Genomic DNA, 16973 nt, shown 5'->3' with positions numbered 1-16973 from the left:
CAACATGGAATGGTCGAGAAACGTGGTGCGGGCCTGTGGCTGACCCATGCGTTTATGATCCTTGGCGTTCTGGTCATCTTCTTCCCGATCTGGCTGGCCTTTGTGGCCTCGACCGTTACTCAGGCCGACATAATCTCGCCCCCGATGCCGGTTGTGCCAGGTGATCAGTTCTGGGTGAATTACAAGGCGGCCCTGTTCTCAGGCGTGAACGTCCCGGTCGCAACGATGCTGTTCAACAGCCTGGTGATGGCGATTGGCATTGCCGTGGGCAAGATCGTCATCTCGCTGCTGTCAGCCTTTGCCATCGTCTATTTCCGCTTTCCCGGGCGGAACACGTTTTTCTGGCTGATCTTCCTGACCCTGATGCTGCCGGTTGAGGTGCGGATTGTCCCGACCTTCGAGGTGGTGGCCGGGTTTGGTATGCTCAACAGCTATTCGGGGCTGATCTTTCCGCTGATCGCCTCGGCCACCGCCACGTTCCTGTTCCGCCAGTTCTTTCTGACCATCCCGGACGAACTGGCCGAGGCCGCGCGCGTGGATGGCGCCCGCCCCATGCGGTTTTTTATTGATATCGTGATCCCGATGAGCCGAACCAACATCGCGGCCCTGTTCGTGATCCTGTTCATCTATGGGTGGAACCAATATCTCTGGCCGCTGCTGATCACGACCGACCCCGAGATGAACACCATCGTGATGGGCATCAAACAGATGTTCCCCTCGGGCGATGATTTTGCCCATTGGCCGACGATCATGGCGACCTCGATCCTGGCAATGATCCCACCGGTCCTTGTGGTGGTGTCGATGCAAAAGCTTTTTGTCCGCGGCCTTGTCGATAGCGAGAAATAAGAAATGGCAACAGTATCCCTTGAGAACGTCAAAAAGAGCTTTGGCCCGACGGACGTCATTCATGGCATCGACGTCGATATCGCGGATGGCGAGTTTATCGTGATCGTGGGCCCCTCCGGCTGCGGCAAATCCACTTTGCTGCGGATGGTGGCCGGGCTTGAGACTGTGACATCCGGCGAAATCCGGATTGGCGAAGAGCGCGCCAATGACAAGGAGCCGATGGACCGGGACATTGCAATGGTGTTCCAGAACTATGCTCTGTACCCCCATATGTCGGTACGCCAGAACATGGGCTATGGTCTGAAAATCGCCGGATTGCCCAAGGCTCAGATTGACCAGAAGGTGACCGAGGCCGCTAAGCTGTTGCAGCTTGAGCCGCTGCTTGACCGCAAGCCCCGTCAGCTTTCAGGCGGTCAACGCCAAAGGGTTGCCATGGGCCGCGCTATTGTCCGTGAACCTGCCGTGTTCCTGTTTGATGAGCCGCTCTCAAACCTGGATGCAAAGCTGCGTGTCCAAATGCGTCTGGAAATCCGCGAACTGCAAGAAAAGCTGGGTATCACCTCGCTATACGTGACCCATGATCAGGTCGAGGCCATGACCATGGCCGACAGAATGATCGTGATGAACGGTGGTGTTGCCGAGCAAATCGGCACCCCGCTTGAGGTCTATGAGACGCCGCGGACGCTGTTCGCTGCGCAATTCATCGGCAGCCCGGCGATGAATACCTTTGATGCAGAGCGCCAGGGCGGAAAGATCAGGATCAACGATAACGAGATTGGCCCATCAGGCGGGCCCGATGGCCCGTTCAAATTGGGCATACGACCAGAGCATCTGTTCCTTGATGAAAACGGGCCCTTCGATGTCATAGTTCAGATAGCCGAACCGCTGGGGGCGAATACTTTGTTGCACGGTCAGGTGTCAGGCTCTGGCGCGGCAATCACGATCAGCCTTCCGGGTGTTCATCCGATCGAAGGCCGTCATCCCAATATGCGTTTTTCTGTTGCGCCAGAGCATATGCATCTGTTTGACCCTACCTCTGGCATAAGGCTCGAGGGCTGATGCCTTTCCCTCAGGTCGAGGCGTTTCGCGGCGGTAAAAACCTGATCCGTGTAGTAGGGCACCGGGGGGCACGCGGCGTCCTGCCCGAAAACAGCATGATCGGTTTCGATTTTACGCTGTCCATCGGGGTTCCACTTCTTGAGTTTGACGTGGTGCTGACGGCGGATGATGTGCCTGTCATAACCCATAACCATCGGCTGCACGCGCCGACCTTTCGGGATGCCAGCGGTCAGTTTTTGACCGGAAAAGAACCCAAAGTCTCGTCCCTGTCCTTCGACCAGATTCAACAGTTCGAAATCGGGCGCTTGGACGGACACTCGGATTATGGTCGACGGTTCCCCGATCAGGCCCAACTGGACGGCGTTCGCGTGCCAAAGCTGCAGGACCTTCTGGATCTGATCAATCGGCCGGAATACAGCAAAGCCAATCTGATGCTCGAACTGAAATCGGATCCGGATCTGGCCCATGACGCGGCCTATCTGGACCGCTTTGTCGAACGCGTGGTACAGCAGGTTCGGGCCGCTGGCCTATCCGATCGCGTGTTGCTGCACAGCTTTGACTGGACCCTGTTGGAAGTCTGTCAGCGGCAGGCACCTGGCATGCCGTCATCTTACCTGACGCAGCTTCCCGAAAATGCCGATGACGTTGGCGAGGATTCCTCCAAGGCCGTTTGTCCGGACTTTCGAGGCCAAAGCGAAAAAATCCCGCAAATGGTCAAGCAAGCGGGCGGCGCGCTTTGGTGTCCGTATTTCGCAGATGTGATATCTGAGGACGTCGCGGTTGCCAAAGAACTTGGGCTTTGCGTAGCCGTATGGACGGTCAATGAACCGGCGGAAATCAGCAGGATGATTGATCTGGGCGTTGATGCCATCGTCTCGGACTATCCTGGACGGGTTCAAAGGCATCTGTCGGATTTGGGCATGAGATGGGTGTGATCCAGCCGCGATTTCCGACACGATCGCCATCGCTAATGACGGGACCATTCAGAATCACATCGCCTCGCTATCGGGTTAGTCTATAGCTGGGCCGCGCGGTTGTTGCTGCACTACGTGCGCGAGGATTCGAACGCCGCCCATGCTTGTTCAAAGGCTTCAAAATCGAACTCTGACGCGCGTGCTGGGCCAAGAATAAGCTTTTCGGTTTCAAGCAATTTACGGATCGCCTGTTCCAGGCTGTCCACCACTTCGGGCGGGATCACCAAAGCGCCGTGCCGGTCCGCATGCACCAGGTCCCCGTCCTTGATCGAGAGGCTGAAGATGGTCACCGGGGTGCCAACCTCTTTGACATGCACGAACCCGTGGCTTGGACCGACCGAGCCCGACACAACCGGAAACCCATCCGGCAAATCGCCCAGATCCCGCATCACGCCGTTGGTCAACGCACCGCTGATGCCAAACCCTTTGTGGACCGTGGTATTGATCTCACCCCAATAAGCACCGATGCAGTCCGGGAAATCCAAATCTTCGACAACCGTAACAGCCGGGCCTGTGCCCGTTGCCATGTGCCGGTAGTAATCCATCCGGCGCTGACGGATCACTTCGGGAGGGTCTTCGGGAGGGTTCACCGCCGCGATCTTTGCCGTTCTGGCATAACCGACCATTGCCCCCGCATCGGGATCCGAGCACAGCATTGTGCCCCGCGTGAAATTGTCGAACCCACGCTTGCCTTGCGCCACTTCTATCGCATTGCAAACGGTGGGGGTGTCGACGGATTTCAAAAGGTCCAGCAAGGGTTTTTTCATAATGCCTCCAGCCAACGGCACAGAGCCGCTGTCGTCAGTTCGGGTTGTTCAAGTGTAGGCAAATGCCCCGCCTGCTCGATGACCTCGAAACGGCTATTCGTGAGAAGTTCATGCATCAGGGCGTGTCGCGAAACCGGGCACAAAGCATCATCTTTCCCGCACAGGATCAGGGCCTGTCCGGGATAACCGCGCAAGGTATCGCTTTGGTCGGGGCGATCTCGCAATGCTTTGGACTGGTTGATAAAAACATCCGGTCCAAGACCCAAGGCCATATCCATGCACAGGTTCAGAATTGCCTCGCGGTTCGGGCCATCGGTCAGGTAGTTTGGTTTCATCTCCTCGGCCATGACCCGGCCCAAGCCCCCACTGGACACAGAAGCGATTTGTGGACCACGCCTGGCTTTGACGTCATCCCGTTCGGCCAAGTGGTTGGTATCCATCAGCGCCACGCTGACGACGCGCTGCGGTTGCTGCCGGATTATTTCCATCGCAACGATGCCACCCATGGACAGACCCGCAAGGACAAAGCGCGGGGGCGCATAAGACAACACTTCGGCGGCCAAAGCCTGCACCGTGTCATGCCCCCCAATCGGCGCGTAGAGGACAGGATTGCTGCTCGAAAGCGCCGCGACCTGCGGGGCAAAAAGCCGGGCGTCGCACATCATGCCGGGCAACATTACAAGTGGTTTCATGCGACCAATGCAGCCCCGTCGGCCAGAGATCCAAGCTTGGCAAAGGCGATATCGGGATCAACCGCACCAAATCCGGCAAAAGTGCCAAATCCGCAATCCGAGCCCGCGATCACTCTTTCGCAGCCGACAATATTCGAAAACCGTTCAATACGTTGGGCGACCAGTTCCGGATGTTCGACAAAATTTGTCGTGGTGTCGACAACTCCAGGTACAAGCACTTTGTCCTCTGGTATTTCGGCTTTGCGGTCACGGAACACCGTCCATTCATGCGCATGACGGGGGTTCGAGGTTTCGAACAGGACATAGCGGGATTTGGTCGACATCAGCGTGCCGAATACTTTGTCCATTCCAATGTCGCAACAATGCGGTCCTTCGTAATTGCCCCAGCAAATATGGACGCGCACCTTGGCAGCGGGAACGTCCTGCAATGCGTGATTCAGGGCCTCAACATGCAAATTGGCGATCTTGACAAATTCTTCGTCCGAAAGGTCAGAGAACAGCATATGGCGAGACAGGGCCAGGTCGGGGCAATCCAGCTGTAGATCCAGACCGGCCCCCACAATGGTTTCGTACTCTTGCTTCATCGCATCGGCGAGTGCAGCCAGATAGGCTTCACGCGTGGGGTAGAAATCATTTTGCAGAAAAAGCGAGATGACACCCGGGCTGGCCGCGTTCATAAAACCACGCTCGACACCATGCGCGGCCATGGCGACCTTGAGGTTGTCGATGTCTTTTTGCAGTTCACCTTGCCCTTTTGACCGCACCTCACCCACACACATTGGGCGCGCATATTGTGGCGTACCGCCATCATCAGCCAGGCGTTTCAGGAAGCCGGGAAACATCTTCAGATCTGCTGGCGCGTTGCGCGGGCTGTCCCCGTCAAAACCAGAATAGCGATCTTTGACATAGGTGGCGTATGAGATCTTCGACGTCTCGCCATCCGATACGATATCGACCCCGGCTTCGACCTGTTTGCGCACTGTCTCGGACACTGCCGAGGTCATACAGGCATCAAAAGCTTCCGCGTCAAATGGCTCTGCACGCTCGCGCGCAAAGATGAAATCCACGACCTCCTGACTACGCGGAAGGCTCCCGACATGTGTGGTTGAAATGCGGGTCATTCCTTCTTCTCCCTCTGCAAGTCTAATCTGCGCCGCCCGGAAGGCAGCGCAGTTTGTTTCATGCACCTGTCCAAGTTGTACCGGCCGGATCTTCGGTTGCGGTAACGCGATAGAGCCCCGCGTCACCGGTCATCGAAGGCGTGACGCCATAGCTTTCGCCGGGCAGAACCAGTGCGGTATCCCCATTTGTCAGGGTTGTTTCAACATCCTCAATCGTAATCCGCCAGTGGCCACTGGCCGGCATCAAGACCACAGGCTTTTCGGCTTTAACCGGATCAGACACGCACGAGCCGCGACCAAGGAAATCAACCTCGAAACCCGGCTTGTCCTTGATCAGGCCGTTTTCACCGATCACAACGGCAGGCCTGTTTGATGACAGCGCCATCAAATCCCAATAGCGGGCCACGTAATTGCCAATCACATTTTCGACGGGGACCTCGGGATAGGCTTTCAACTGCTCTTCAGTCAGCAAGGGCATGGGCTGTACATTATGCGGCAGCGTTTCCCCTTTTTTGCTGTCGTAAAGAATCCCATTGTTTCCCAGCATCAAGCCATGGGCCTGCGCATCCTGAATAACCTGCGGCGCCCAGGTGACCCCGCCCCCGGCATCGTCACCGCCAAGGACCGCCATGATCATCCCGTAGTCCTGCCCCACATTTTCAAACCCGCGGAAGATACCGGTCGGGATGTTGAAGATGTCTCCTTCTTCGGCAATGAACTCACCAGCCGATCCGTATCTGCCCCAGAAGAACCGCCAACGGCCTTTGGCAACAAAGAACACTTCGGCCGTGGTGTGGCTATGCAGAGAGTTCCGGCATCTCGGCGGTTGGCCCGCAGCACCGATGTTGAAACCGATCTTATCGGTGATGTGGACGTGTTGATCGGGGCTTTCGGATACGCCCCCGCCGACGATGGTGAAGTTTTCCTTTTGATCTGACCCCGGGGTATGGGCGTCGATGAACGCGGTTTTACAGGGTTTCAATTCGCCATAACGGACGATGCGGCTTTGGATGGTACTCATTTCTGTCTTCCTTTTGGTTGGAGTTCGCTGCGGTCAAACTCCGAAACCAGGCGGGCGGTTGTTCAGTCGCCGGGCACGCAGGCTGGCCCGGTGGGCGTGAAAACGCCGCAGGGCCTGCCCAGCCTCCAGATTTGAGAGACGGTGCGACATTTACAGATCACCGGTTTTCAAAAGGATCTGTTTCCAGACCGACGTTTCATCAAACAGAGTGTATTCACGGCGCAGGCCCCAGGGGCCGAATTCGGCGTGGCTAATACCCAGCACAAAGACCTCGGCCCCAGTCGGCGTGCCGAACACACCCCATCCATCATGCTTGCCATGCAGCGACCAGCGGATCGCGGCGCGGGGCGGCATCGTTGGGTCGTCGCGACCAATCTGATGTTGAATTTTGAACTCGGCATTCGGGAAAGAGGCGCGAAGTCCCATCCAAAAGCGATCGACCGGAGCCCAGCTGTGACCAGTCGTGCCGCGCGGATATTCCGATTGCACGGCGCGGTCATACTCGGCGCTGATCACGCTCAGGTCTGCAGACATGACCCGGTTCAGAATGTCGGCGTATTTCTGACCCCATTCATTGTCATTACCACGCCCTTTGTAAGGTCCAGGCTGATCATTCGCCGGCGTGTAAGGCTGGGCGCAAGCCTCTGGGCCGCCTTCGCGGGCAATCAGATCGCGGGCATATTCTTTTGGGTCCCAACCCATCTGTTGAACAATCGCACCCTGGTCGCGGATCAGCCATTCATCGTTGATCTGGTTGTTGATGGCGTGACAGTCGGCAAGGATACGGTAGACCAGCTTTTTCCCGGTAGCCTTCCCATAGGCACCGTCGCCCAGATGGGTCGCAGTCGACAAAAGCCTGTGCGAGGACAGCATGCCATCTTCCGGTGTGCCGGACCAAATCACATCCTCACCCAGCAATGTGCGGTCGGGGAACTCGGCAAGCGTTGCCATGGTAGCGGCAATGACGCCCTGATTGCCAACGACAACTGACCCCGGGGATCGAACTACGATATCGGGCGCATAGTAATGGTGCAGCGTGGCAATGCCCCGATCTTCCCAGATTTCTTTTGTGATCCCAATAATATAGTCAGGAAAATCTTTGAATTTCGGGTCAAATCCCTTCATGTCTTCCATCCTTCAGGTATACGTGCAGAACCGCGAACAATCAGCGGTCCATCTATTTCCAATCGGTGCGGACCAACATCGGGCCCTTCGATTTTGCTCAGCAAAATGTCCACGGTTTCGGCAACCATACGGTTTGCAGGCTGTCGTACAGTGGTCAGGCTATAGGTTGGCCAGGCGGCCACAGCCACGTCGTCGTATCCGACAACCGAAACATCTTCGGGAATCCTTAGGCCCAACTCGAATCTGAGGGTGTCCATCACTGCAATAGCCATGTGGTCATTGGCCACAAAAACGGCGTCGGGCGGGTCCGAGGCAAACATCTCCAGCGTTGCCGCCCGCGACTGTTCGCTGGTGAAGTTCCCAACGCCGCGCGCATGCAGTTCCGCCCCCGCATCATGCAAGGCGGCCCTGAAACCTGCTTCGCGGTCGCGCTGGGTCGACGCGCCTTCCCAACCGGCGATGTACCCGATCTTTTTATGCCCCCCGGCCAAAAGGAATTCGGCAGCCTTGCGCCCACCCGCGATATTGTCCGAGGTGACCGCCGACATGGCCGGGTCGTCCTGAACCCGGTTAAACAGCACCATCGGCACACCGGCAGCCAGACAACGATCCGACAGATCCGACGACAAAGCCACCGAAGCCGCGATAATCCCATCAACCTGAAAATCCAGTATTTCTTCGATCACGTTGTCTATGTTGCCGGCCTGATGCGACGCCATGAAGACCAGCACGTGGTAGCCGCGCTCTTGCAACTTGTTTGTCAGCTTTTCCAACGCTTCAGGATAGAACTGATTGTTCAGATAGGCGACCACAAGTCCAATGATCCGGCTTTTGCCCGAGACCACCGCACGGGCCAGAAAATTTGGCCGATATCCCAGTTCATCCGCTGCCTTGCGCACTTTCGCGACCGTTTTTTGCGAGGCAGATGCACCAGGCGTAAAGACCCGGCTAACGGCGGATTGGCTGACCCCGGCCAGCCGGGCAACGTCCAACGATGTAACCTTCTGAGTAACCATCAGTCTGCCGTCCAGCCTCCGTCCACCAACATTGCTGTTCCTGTAACCAAAGCCGACGCCTCTGATGCCAGGTACACTACCGCGCCCATAATATCCTCAATCTCTCCCGGGCGGCCCAGCTTGATCTTGTCCAAAATCCAGGCCCGTTTGGTCGGGTCCTCGAATGTAGACCGGGACAAATCCGTCAGGATGAAAGTCGGGCAAATCGTGTTGACACGGATCTGAGCGGGCCCGAATTCCAGCGCCATCGCCTTGGTAAAGCCCTCGACCGCAAACTTGGAGGCGCAATAGACCGCGCGTTCCTGCCCGCCGACATGGCCCATCTGGCTTGAGATATTTATCAGCGATCCGGGACGCCCGGCCTCAAGCAACCCTTTGGCAACGGCTTGGGTTAGGAAATAGGCCCCCCGGACATTGACGTTCATGACCGAGTCAAAATCTTCGGGCACCGTTTCGACCGCCTTGCTATGACGTGCAAACCCTGCCGAGTTCAAAAGGATGTCAAACGGCCCGTTTTCGGCGACAGCCGCGGCAGTTCCTGCTACATCGGTGACATCCATCTCAAGCACCTTGGCAGACCAACCCTTGGCAGTCATCTGATCGGCTATCTCTTGTAACGCACTTGCGCGGCGCGCCGCCAATGTGACCTCGGCCCCATGCTCTGCCAGCGCTACGGCGCAGGCCAGACCTATGCCCGACGATGCCCCGGCGACTAGCGCACGTTTGCCGCCTAGACTGAAACTAGGGGTACTGGGAAAATTGAGCATATCAGACCTCGCCGACTGGGTATGGAATTTCACCTGCGACACGCGCTTTGTTGAATTCGCGCAGGCGGGCAAAGACATCTACGCCCAGTTGCCGGTACACGTCCAGCAGGTCGACCAACACCCAGTTCTCCCGGATCAGGCCATCTTCCAATCGCCAGAAATCCAACGATCTCATAGTGATGCGCTGGCCAGAAGGGGCGATACCCATCCAGCCGTCATGAGTGATGGTCTGGATCATGTCCGGCCAGCCGGTAACAGCTGCATAATCACCGTCACCAAAGAAATGAAAGGTGATCTCGTCGGCGTATTTGCCTCGGTCCGGCATACCACTCAGGAAAGGGATCTGGTGCCAGTTGCGAAACCCTGCAATGCCGCGCCCGGTGCCGATCCCGGCGGGCCCGTACCAGTTCATGCGCGGATGCCAGAACCTTTCCATCTCCATCACTTCGGGGCCACCCTGACTGGGATGCTTTTCCAGATGCTCAAGCATGGAAACGATATGCTCGCAGGAGGCCTTCGATTTTGCCTCATCCCAGGGGCCCCGCACGATACCGTCCAGCGTCGCCGGGCCGGGAATACAGAACTCCTGCCCCAAAGACGGGGCCATCGGCCAGGCCTTCGCCTGCATCATCACTTCGGGAATGTCCCAGAGTGCCTGGATTTCGACAACTTTGCGATTTTCGAAGCGGTAGAATTCGTGGAACCGCATATGGGTCAGATGCCCGGTCGGCGAGATGTCCAACCAAGGGGCGACGAAGGTGCCTACGTAGTGGCCGCCACAGCAGACCCAATCATCACCATGTTGCGTCGGCCCGCCCATCACAATCCAATCCCGGCGTTCCAGATCGGGCATGGATTTCAAAAGCGGTGTGTAGCAGGCATCATAGAGTTCCTGCGGCCCGGTCAGGTCGCCGAATGGATGGGGCATGTGGATGACGGCATCGGGCGCAATCACCGCCTGCAGTGCAGCTCGGACGCCGGTTTCGTCAAAGTTATACATGGCTTCGCGCAATGGCGCGATCAGGGCCTTATGGGTAGAATGTGTGTCCATTGCGAAATCTCGCATTGTTTTCTCTGCTTTTCTTTCAAAACCCATGGCGCCCGGGCAAACTCCAAGCGCAAGTTCTGCAGCAATGACCTCACTCTTATGAGGACGCGTCTGCAGCCTCGCGATAAGCCGCACCTTCGCCGTAAGGTACGTTGATACCCCCATAACGCCGGACGCGAATATTGCATTGCTCGGCATGGCCGACAAAGCCTTCCAGCATACACAGGCGTGAGCCGAATTCGCCGATCATTGCCGCAGCCTCGTCGGTAACAACCTTCTGGTAGCTGTGAGTTTTCATGAACTTGCCGACCCACAAACCGCCGGTATAACGTCCAGCCTTTTTGGTCGGCAGCGTGTGGTTCGTGCCGATCACCTTGTCACCGTTTGCAACATTGGTCCGCGCCCCAAGAAACAGCGCGCCATAGCTGGTCATGTTTTCCAGGAACCAGTCGTCACGGTCGGTAATCACCTGCACATGTTCAGAGGCGATATCATCGGCAACTTGCAGCATTTCGTCATAAGTGTCGCAGACAATGACTTCCCCATACTCCTCCCAGCTGACTTTTGCGGTTCCGGCGGTAGGCAGGATACCGAGGATACGGTCGATCTCGCTCAGCGTTTCTTCGGCCAGCTTGCGCGAGTTGGTGACCAGAACACACGGGCTGTTGTAGCCATGCTCGGCCTGCCCCAACAAGTCGGTCGCACAAAGTTCGGCATCGGCAGCGGTTTCGTCGGCAATGACCATGGTCTCGGTCGGGCCCGCAAAAAGGTCGATGCCAACGCGACCAAAGAGCTGCCGTTTGGCTTCTGCCACAAAGGCGTTCCCGGGGCCGACCAGCATGTGGACCGGATCAATGGTTTCCGTACCGATCGCCATGGCACCAATCGCTTGGATACCACCCATGACATAGATCTCATGCGCCCCACCCAGATACATGGCAGCGATCACGGCCGCATTGGGCTTGCCCTGAAACGGCGGCGTGCAGGCGATGATGCGAGGCACACCCGCGACTTTAGCGGTCGCAACCGACATATGCGCCGACGCAACCATCGGGAATTTACCGCCAGGAACATAACAGCCAACAGACTGCACCGGGATGTTCTTGTGGCCGAGGATGACGCCCGGCAAGGTTTCAACCTCGATATCCAGCATTGAGTCGCGCTGCGCCTGGGCGAAGTTTATCACCTGTTTCTGAGCGAACTTGATGTCGGCCAGCTCGCGTTCGGTCAATGAGGCGATCAGCTCGTCGATCTGTTCCTGGCTCAGGCGGAAGCTTTCCGGCGAGTAATTGTCAAACTTTTCCGACAGATCACGCACTGCCGCATCACCGCGGGTTTCGATGTCTTTCAGAGTCGTTTCAACGACAGCGCGGGTTTTGGCGTCATCTTCGGCCCGGTCGGCCTCGGGTTTGCCGCTTTTCAGATATTCGATAGCCATTGTCCTAATCCTCAATTTTCGGGCCGGGGCGGAATTTCTTCTCCCCGGTCAAATGTTTCCCACCCTTTGCCCTGGAACAGATCGATGCCAAGCTGCGAGGCGACATGGGCAAAATCGACATTCACCCAGTTGTCGACGATCTTGCCGTCGACAACTTTCCAGAAATCCATGTAACGGATCTCGACGCGCTTGCCGGTGGGCGCAATCCCCAGAAATTCGCCAGAATGGGTTGCTTCCTGGCGGCCAAAAGCTGCCGCCCACTCGCCCATATAAAGCCGGGCCTCGTCGATGCAGGTCTTGTCGGAAAACGCAGCCTGGAACGGGCGTTGCCAGTTTTCCTGGAATTCCTTCAGGCCCGTCTTGGTGCCGCAACCCTGGTTGCCAAGCCAGCGGAACCCTTCGGCGAAGAATTCGCCGATGTCTTCGATACGGTGGTCGTTCAAACCATCGACCATCCCCTCGATTACGGCGCGGGTCTCGTCGGTTTTGCTCATGTCCGTGTCACGTGTCAGCACGGCCTGTTCGGGGCGGGAGCCCTTCATGTTTCTCTTCCTTTTATGGTTACCAAGGAATCTTCTGTGTGGAGGGCGAGGATTAATCCGCCGTCAGAAAATCCCTTGGCATCCGGTTGAGCGCCGGATGGCGCGCAACGGCGTTATGTCTGGCAGAGCAGCTCATGCAGCCTGCTCGGCGATTTCAGCAAAGAGGTCATAGCCCAGTTGCAACAGCACATGCGGGACATCGACGAAAACCCAGTTTTCGACCAGCAGATCGTCCTCGCGGCGCCACCAGTCACAGACCCGCATGAAGACGCGTTTGCCACTTGCGGACTGGCCGAGGAAAGGTTTCACCTGGACGCCAGTTAACGAGGGCCAACCGCCCGAGCATACGTAGTTACCTTCGCCATAGCGGGTAAAATGCGCCGTCATACCGTTGCCCGCAGTGCCGCCAGACCAGCCTTCAAAGGTGGCTTCGAAAGGCACCTGGAAGCTGGCAAAACTCTCAATCCCGACGAAAGAACCGAAGGCGCCGGGGCCGTACCAGACCATGTTGTCATGCCAGTAGGGGCGCCAAGCCTCGTTCTCGGTAGCAAGCCCGGCCAGCATTTCTGTGACCATACGATAGCTCTTGGCACCCTCCGCAGGATCCTGCGGAGTGGTCAAGATGCCATCATGGCTGGCAGGGCCCTGAATCATGCCGGTGAAGCCGCGGGTCTTGCCCGGGCTGTCAGGGATCGGCCATTGTCCAGCGGCCAGCATCAGCTCTGGAATATCGAGGAAGATATAGCTTTCCACCGCCTTGCCGTCCTGCATCCGGTGGAACTCGCCGAAGCGCAGATTGGCAAGCTCGCCTGTGGCCCGGATGCCGAGCCAGTCGCGCGAGAACCGACCAACGAAATAGCCGGTGGCGCTGATCCAGTCCTGCCCGTCAAATTCGCCGGCCATGACGATGTCATCGCGCCGAAAAAGCCCGTCGAAGGCAGCGGCGAGCGGGGCGATGACGTGATCGTGCAGCCCGAGGCCGCCCGCGACCTCATTGAAGGGATGCACCACGTTGACATGTGCACCGGGGGCGAAGAAAGCGTCAAATGCCGGCCAGAAGTTGCCAGGATGGCGTTGTGCTTCGGTGAATTTCAGAAAGGGTTTACGGTCGAGGTTTTTCATCTTCTCTGTCTCAATGGGGTCTGTTCAGGGCGTGTTCGGAGAAGCGCCCCGCAAGGTCCCGCGCGCATCAAAGCAAATGGAATTCGTCCCGGCCGCCGGGTCCTGCGCGCAGCCACATTCAGTCTGGCTGTATGCGCATGGGCAGATACGGACTGAGGATGAGTGCGTCCCATCAGAGTTAGCCTTTCACAGCGCCGGCCGTCAGACCGCCCACAATCTGTCGCTGGAAGAACATGACCAGAATGAACAGTGGAACTGTGGCTGAAACCACAGCCGCAACCGCGAACATCACGTTACCTTCAGTCTGCGTTGTACCAAGAAACGCGGCAATGGCAGGCACCATCGTGCGGTTGCTTTCGGACAGCAGCATCGCCCCGACGGCAAAATCGTTATAGGCCAGAAGGAACGAGAACAGCCCGGTGGTGATCACCCCTGGCCACATCACCGGAATGATCACGCGACGAAATGCCTGGAACTGGTTGCATCCGTCGACCTTGGCACTTTCATCCAGCTCGCTTGGGATGTTCTTAAAGAAAGAATGCAGCATCCACAGAGTGAACGGCTGGTTGATCGCCACAAGCACGATGATCGTGGTTGGAAGGATCCCCCAGATGTTCCATTCGAAGAAAGGCAGCAAATATCCCGAGACCAACGTAATCGGTGGCATAGCCCGGAAGATAAGTGCCGTAATCAATAGCCAGAACGTATAGTTGTAGGTCGACCGAGACAGGGCATAGCCCCCCAGCGTTCCGATTGTGAGCGAGATGGTGACAACAAAGAAACAGACGATCCCCGTGTTGAGAACATTCCGCCAAAATTCTTCCTGTATCCAGGCACCCTCGTACCCTGTGGTTGTGAAGGGCGAGCCATAGACGGCTTCGGTCCGTGCTCCGGTGATGGCATTGGTCCAGTCGGCGATCGAAAAGAAATCCAACTCTACTTTGAACGAACCCCAGACCGTCCAGAGGAACGGGAAAGCGGCCAGAACGAACCATAGGATCACAAATAAGGACGAGGCGATCCGGAGACTTCTAGGCATTCTTTGTGCGCGGCTGGCCATATTATCTTGCTCCTTTGAAGTCGCGCCAGGTGCGGACAAGCACGGGTGACAGCAGAATGGCGACTCCGATTATCGTGATCACAGAGGTCGCGGCCGCGGAAGAAAGCTGCCGGGTTTCACCGCCTAAGTCGTTGAAGATGAATGTACTAAGGGATTGTGCGTGCGCACCTGCGCTGAACCCGATTATCGGTTCAAACACCTTGAAGTTGTCCATCAACTGAATCAACGCAACAAATGTGACCAATGGCATGAGATGAGGAACGACCACGAACTTGACCTGTTGCCAGCGGGTTGCCCCGTCTATCTGGGCGGCCTCGATTTGATCCTGGGGCAATGTTTGCAGCCCCGCATAGAACACGACAAATGCAAATGGAGCGGCGTGCCAAACTCCATAAACCATCAGCGCCACCCACATCAGCCCGGTTGAGGCCTTCAGGCTAAAATCCGGATCCCCGGCCAGATATACTAGGGCGTTGCCGATGACCCCGCGGCTGTCAATCATCCAGAACAGGATAAGCGAGCCAATCAACGGAGTGACGATCATCGGCAGAAGCGAAAAAAAGATCAGCAGCCCTTTGAGATTTCGGTGCAGGGAGTTGATTGCCAGCGCGATCACCAGCCCCAAAATGATTGTGAGCGGCGTCACAACAAACGTGAATGTCAGCGTAAAAGCCATTGCCCTGTAAAAGGGCAAATTACTGATCTTTGAGAAGAAACCGCCCCAGGTTTCATTCACAGCCCAGATCTGGCCAATTTCCTGGATCGCCAGGTGGCCACGGTCCAGGTAAATGTCCAATCCGACAAATCGGCCCAGTGGTTTCTCGGCGCGAAGGGCGGCTGTTGCCTCTTGATCAATCGTGGTCTCTGTCGTGCAGCCAATCAGGGGGGTGCAGCTTTCGACCTCTAACAAAACGGCTGGATGAGGCGCGAAAATGGATTGGGTCACCACCGAGACTATCGGCATCGCGATGAACAGCAGCATCGCAAGCCCGGTGGGCAGGAAGAACCACAGGAAGGTCTTATGGCGCATGTCGCAATCCCCACGTGAATTGGTTTGTGCGGGCGGCCCTTACAGACGCCCGCACGAGTCAGGCCCTACTGGAGGAAACCTTGTTCGATGGCAGCGGCGCGATATGCGGCTTCGACATCGGCCAGCGCCTGCTCAGCGCTTTCCTTGCCTTGCATGAAGTCTGAAAGTTCATTGCCTAGCGCGCTGTGCATCAGGCCCATGTAAGGCAACATCGGATAAGGCGGTGTGCCCATTTTGGCCGCCTCAAACACGCCTTCGGCGTCCGCACCAGGCTCGTATCCTTCGATCAACCATACCGCCAGCGGCGTGGTTTCATCGTTCAGCATGTCAGGACGGATACCGTGTTTCATCGCGATGAACGTAGCCTCGGCTTCTTCATCCGAGATGTTCTTGCCGACGGTCCAGCCGTCCCACCACAGGGTCGATGCCGGCGTCGACCCGCCGCCGACTGTCAGTGGTGCGCCGATCGCATGACCGTCGATCACTTCCTGAAGCACGCCTTCGGTCGTGGTTTGCTGCGATGCGCGTGAACCCCACATATTCATGATTGCAACGTTACCAGCACGGTATTCGGCATTAGTGGCATTGGAATCGTGGGTCAGGAAGTCGGGGTTCATGTATTCCGACAAAGCCTTCATCATGTTCAGCGCATTTACACCAGCCTCAGAATTCACGTTGGGCTCGGCTGTTCCGGCTTTGAAGTGGCTGCCGCCATAGCCAAGAAAAATGTTGTTGAATTCCTGTGCCAGATTCCAACCCGACGCATAGGCGCCGCCAACCGGGTTTTGCATGATGCCCTGCTCGCGAATGGCTTTGGCAGCTTCGAGCAATTCTTCATAGGTCGTTGGCACTTCGACACCGGCCTGTTCCAACACGTCCTTGCGATACATCAGGTGCTGAGCATTCGCCATGAACGCCACGGCCATAATGTCATCACCAATCTTGATCAACTGACCTGGCTGCAGGTCCTGACCATGCTGTTCCACCAGATCGTTGAGCGGCCGAATAACATCTTCGTTCATCAACGCCACGATCGAGCTGTTGGCGATGATGGCACTGGTGTATTCAGACGGGTTTCCGGACAGACCAGCCACGTTGATGGTCTGGTGCTCGGAGGTCAGGTTTGAATCGACCGATGCGCCTGTGCATTCTTTCGCGCCGGTTGCGACGGCCTGAATGGCCGCAAATTCGTTACCAACGATATTCACGCGCCCGTTAATTTCACAGGCATAACCTGCGCTGGCGGCAAAGGCGGCCAAGGACCCAGCCAATGCTATTTTCTTCAGAAACATTTGTATTCCTCCCTAGGTAGATGGGTGCATCTTCGAAGTCTGCACCTGCATTA

17 protein-coding genes are annotated in these 16973 nt (G+C 56.9%); 3 read left to right on the top strand and 14 right to left on the bottom strand.

From position 1 onward, the window contains the following. Positions 1–9: 9 nt before the first annotated feature. From ugpE to AC2FJ5_RS00725, 3 genes are read left to right on the top strand one after another with little or no spacing between them, the layout of a single operon-like run. On the top strand, positions 10–846 hold the full coding sequence (gene ugpE / locus AC2FJ5_RS00735) for a sn-glycerol-3-phosphate ABC transporter permease UgpE (protein ID WP_281973021.1): 837 nt from the start codon (positions 10–12) through the stop codon (positions 844–846). Between the two features lie 3 nt (positions 847–849). Beyond that, positions 850–1905 (top strand): sn-glycerol-3-phosphate import ATP-binding protein UgpC, encoded by a 1056-nt coding sequence (locus tag AC2FJ5_RS00730; RefSeq protein WP_496792045.1) that lies wholly within the window; start codon positions 850–852, stop codon positions 1903–1905. Continuing rightward, positions 1905–2840 (top strand): glycerophosphodiester phosphodiesterase family protein, encoded by a 936-nt coding sequence (locus AC2FJ5_RS00725; protein ID WP_496702637.1) that lies wholly within the window; start codon positions 1905–1907, stop codon positions 2838–2840. The genes AC2FJ5_RS00730 and AC2FJ5_RS00725 overlap by 1 nt, the downstream gene beginning before the upstream one ends. 110 nt (positions 2841–2950) lie before the next feature. Here AC2FJ5_RS00725 and AC2FJ5_RS00720 read toward each other — a convergent pair whose 3' ends face one another. From AC2FJ5_RS00720 to AC2FJ5_RS00655, 14 genes are all read right to left on the bottom strand, one after another. Then, entirely contained in the window at positions 2951–3646 is a 696-nt protein-coding gene (locus tag AC2FJ5_RS00720) for an RraA family protein (protein ID WP_496702200.1), read from the bottom strand. Continuing rightward, entirely contained in the window at positions 3643–4338 is a 696-nt protein-coding gene (locus AC2FJ5_RS00715) for an alpha/beta fold hydrolase (RefSeq protein WP_496704995.1), read from the bottom strand. The genes AC2FJ5_RS00720 and AC2FJ5_RS00715 overlap by 4 nt, the downstream gene beginning before the upstream one ends. After that, the gene (locus tag AC2FJ5_RS00710) at positions 4335–5459 is read right to left on the bottom strand and encodes a cobalamin-independent methionine synthase II family protein (RefSeq protein WP_496792043.1); all 1125 of its coding nucleotides are present in this window, start codon (positions 5457–5459) and stop codon (positions 4335–4337) included. Before AC2FJ5_RS00710 ends, AC2FJ5_RS00715 begins: the two co-directional genes overlap by 4 nt. Before the next feature lie 58 nt (positions 5460–5517). After that, positions 5518–6480 (bottom strand): cupin domain-containing protein, encoded by a 963-nt coding sequence (locus AC2FJ5_RS00705; RefSeq protein ID WP_496792042.1) that lies wholly within the window; start codon positions 6478–6480, stop codon positions 5518–5520. A gap of 150 nt (positions 6481–6630) precedes the next feature. Further along, positions 6631–7605, bottom strand: a complete 975-nt coding sequence (locus AC2FJ5_RS00700) for a nuclear transport factor 2 family protein (protein WP_496792040.1) — start codon at positions 7603–7605, stop codon at positions 6631–6633. After that, positions 7602–8621, bottom strand: a complete 1020-nt coding sequence (locus AC2FJ5_RS00695) for a LacI family DNA-binding transcriptional regulator (protein ID WP_142639914.1) — start codon at positions 8619–8621, stop codon at positions 7602–7604. The genes AC2FJ5_RS00700 and AC2FJ5_RS00695 overlap by 4 nt, the downstream gene beginning before the upstream one ends. Next, a complete protein-coding gene (locus AC2FJ5_RS00690) occupies positions 8621–9388 on the bottom strand; it encodes an SDR family NAD(P)-dependent oxidoreductase (RefSeq protein WP_496792039.1) in 768 nt (255 codons plus the stop codon). Before AC2FJ5_RS00690 ends, AC2FJ5_RS00695 begins: the two co-directional genes overlap by 1 nt. Position 9389: 1 nt before the next feature. Next, positions 9390–10454 (bottom strand): ester cyclase, encoded by a 1065-nt coding sequence (locus AC2FJ5_RS00685; protein WP_496792038.1) that lies wholly within the window; start codon positions 10452–10454, stop codon positions 9390–9392. Between the two features lie 79 nt (positions 10455–10533). Next, positions 10534–11874, bottom strand: coding sequence for a histidinol dehydrogenase (gene hisD / locus AC2FJ5_RS00680; RefSeq protein WP_496792037.1), 1341 nt, complete (start codon positions 11872–11874; stop codon positions 10534–10536). Between the two features lie 11 nt (positions 11875–11885). Then, on the bottom strand, positions 11886–12416 hold the full coding sequence (locus AC2FJ5_RS00675; RefSeq protein ID WP_496702212.1) for an ester cyclase: 531 nt from the start codon (positions 12414–12416) through the stop codon (positions 11886–11888). A gap of 132 nt (positions 12417–12548) precedes the next feature. Then, entirely contained in the window at positions 12549–13538 is a 990-nt protein-coding gene (locus AC2FJ5_RS00670) for a nuclear transport factor 2 family protein (protein ID WP_496792036.1), read from the bottom strand. Positions 13539–13716: 178 nt separating this feature from the next. Then, entirely contained in the window at positions 13717–14598 is an 882-nt protein-coding gene (locus AC2FJ5_RS00665) for a carbohydrate ABC transporter permease (protein ID WP_281972841.1), read from the bottom strand. A 1-nt stretch (position 14599) separates the two neighbouring features. Next, positions 14600–15628, bottom strand: coding sequence for a carbohydrate ABC transporter permease (locus AC2FJ5_RS00660; protein WP_496792035.1), 1029 nt, complete (start codon positions 15626–15628; stop codon positions 14600–14602). Positions 15629–15693: 65 nt separating this feature from the next. Beyond that, the gene (locus AC2FJ5_RS00655; RefSeq protein ID WP_496691510.1) at positions 15694–16920 is read right to left on the bottom strand and encodes an ABC transporter substrate-binding protein; all 1227 of its coding nucleotides are present in this window, start codon (positions 16918–16920) and stop codon (positions 15694–15696) included. Positions 16921–16973: the final 53 nt, after the last annotated feature.

Source organism: Ruegeria sp. CDSA221 (assembly GCF_059611825.1).
Note: the sequence above shows the minus strand (reverse complement) of the source record. Positions and strands in the feature narration are given on the sequence as shown.

Bases quoted from the DNA above. Each gene is read 5' to 3' on its own strand.
- ugpE (WP_281973021.1), top strand. From the start codon at position 10: ATGGTCGAGAAACGTGGTGCGGGCCTGTGGCTGACCCATGCGTTTATG.
- AC2FJ5_RS00730 (WP_496792045.1), top strand. From the start codon at position 850: ATGGCAACAGTATCCCTTGAGAACGTCAAAAAGAGCTTTGGCCCGACG.
- AC2FJ5_RS00725 (WP_496702637.1), top strand. From the start codon at position 1,905: ATGCCTTTCCCTCAGGTCGAGGCGTTTCGCGGCGGTAAAAACCTGATC.
- AC2FJ5_RS00720 (WP_496702200.1), bottom strand. From the start codon at position 3,646: ATGAAAAAACCCTTGCTGGACCTTTTGAAATCCGTCGACACCCCCACC.
- AC2FJ5_RS00715 (WP_496704995.1), bottom strand. From the start codon at position 4,338: ATGAAACCACTTGTAATGTTGCCCGGCATGATGTGCGACGCCCGGCTT.
- AC2FJ5_RS00710 (WP_496792043.1), bottom strand. From the start codon at position 5,459: ATGACCCGCATTTCAACCACACATGTCGGGAGCCTTCCGCGTAGTCAG.
- AC2FJ5_RS00705 (WP_496792042.1), bottom strand. From the start codon at position 6,480: ATGAGTACCATCCAAAGCCGCATCGTCCGTTATGGCGAATTGAAACCC.
- AC2FJ5_RS00700 (WP_496792040.1), bottom strand. From the start codon at position 7,605: ATGAAGGGATTTGACCCGAAATTCAAAGATTTTCCTGACTATATTATT.
- AC2FJ5_RS00695 (WP_142639914.1), bottom strand. From the start codon at position 8,621: ATGGTTACTCAGAAGGTTACATCGTTGGACGTTGCCCGGCTGGCCGGG.
- AC2FJ5_RS00690 (WP_496792039.1), bottom strand. From the start codon at position 9,388: ATGCTCAATTTTCCCAGTACCCCTAGTTTCAGTCTAGGCGGCAAACGT.
- AC2FJ5_RS00685 (WP_496792038.1), bottom strand. From the start codon at position 10,454: ATGCGAGATTTCGCAATGGACACACATTCTACCCATAAGGCCCTGATC.
- hisD (WP_496792037.1), bottom strand. From the start codon at position 11,874: ATGGCTATCGAATATCTGAAAAGCGGCAAACCCGAGGCCGACCGGGCC.
- AC2FJ5_RS00675 (WP_496702212.1), bottom strand. From the start codon at position 12,416: ATGAAGGGCTCCCGCCCCGAACAGGCCGTGCTGACACGTGACACGGAC.
- AC2FJ5_RS00670 (WP_496792036.1), bottom strand. From the start codon at position 13,538: ATGAAAAACCTCGACCGTAAACCCTTTCTGAAATTCACCGAAGCACAA.
- AC2FJ5_RS00665 (WP_281972841.1), bottom strand. From the start codon at position 14,598: ATGGCCAGCCGCGCACAAAGAATGCCTAGAAGTCTCCGGATCGCCTCG.
- AC2FJ5_RS00660 (WP_496792035.1), bottom strand. From the start codon at position 15,628: ATGCGCCATAAGACCTTCCTGTGGTTCTTCCTGCCCACCGGGCTTGCG.
- AC2FJ5_RS00655 (WP_496691510.1), bottom strand. From the start codon at position 16,920: ATGTTTCTGAAGAAAATAGCATTGGCTGGGTCCTTGGCCGCCTTTGCC.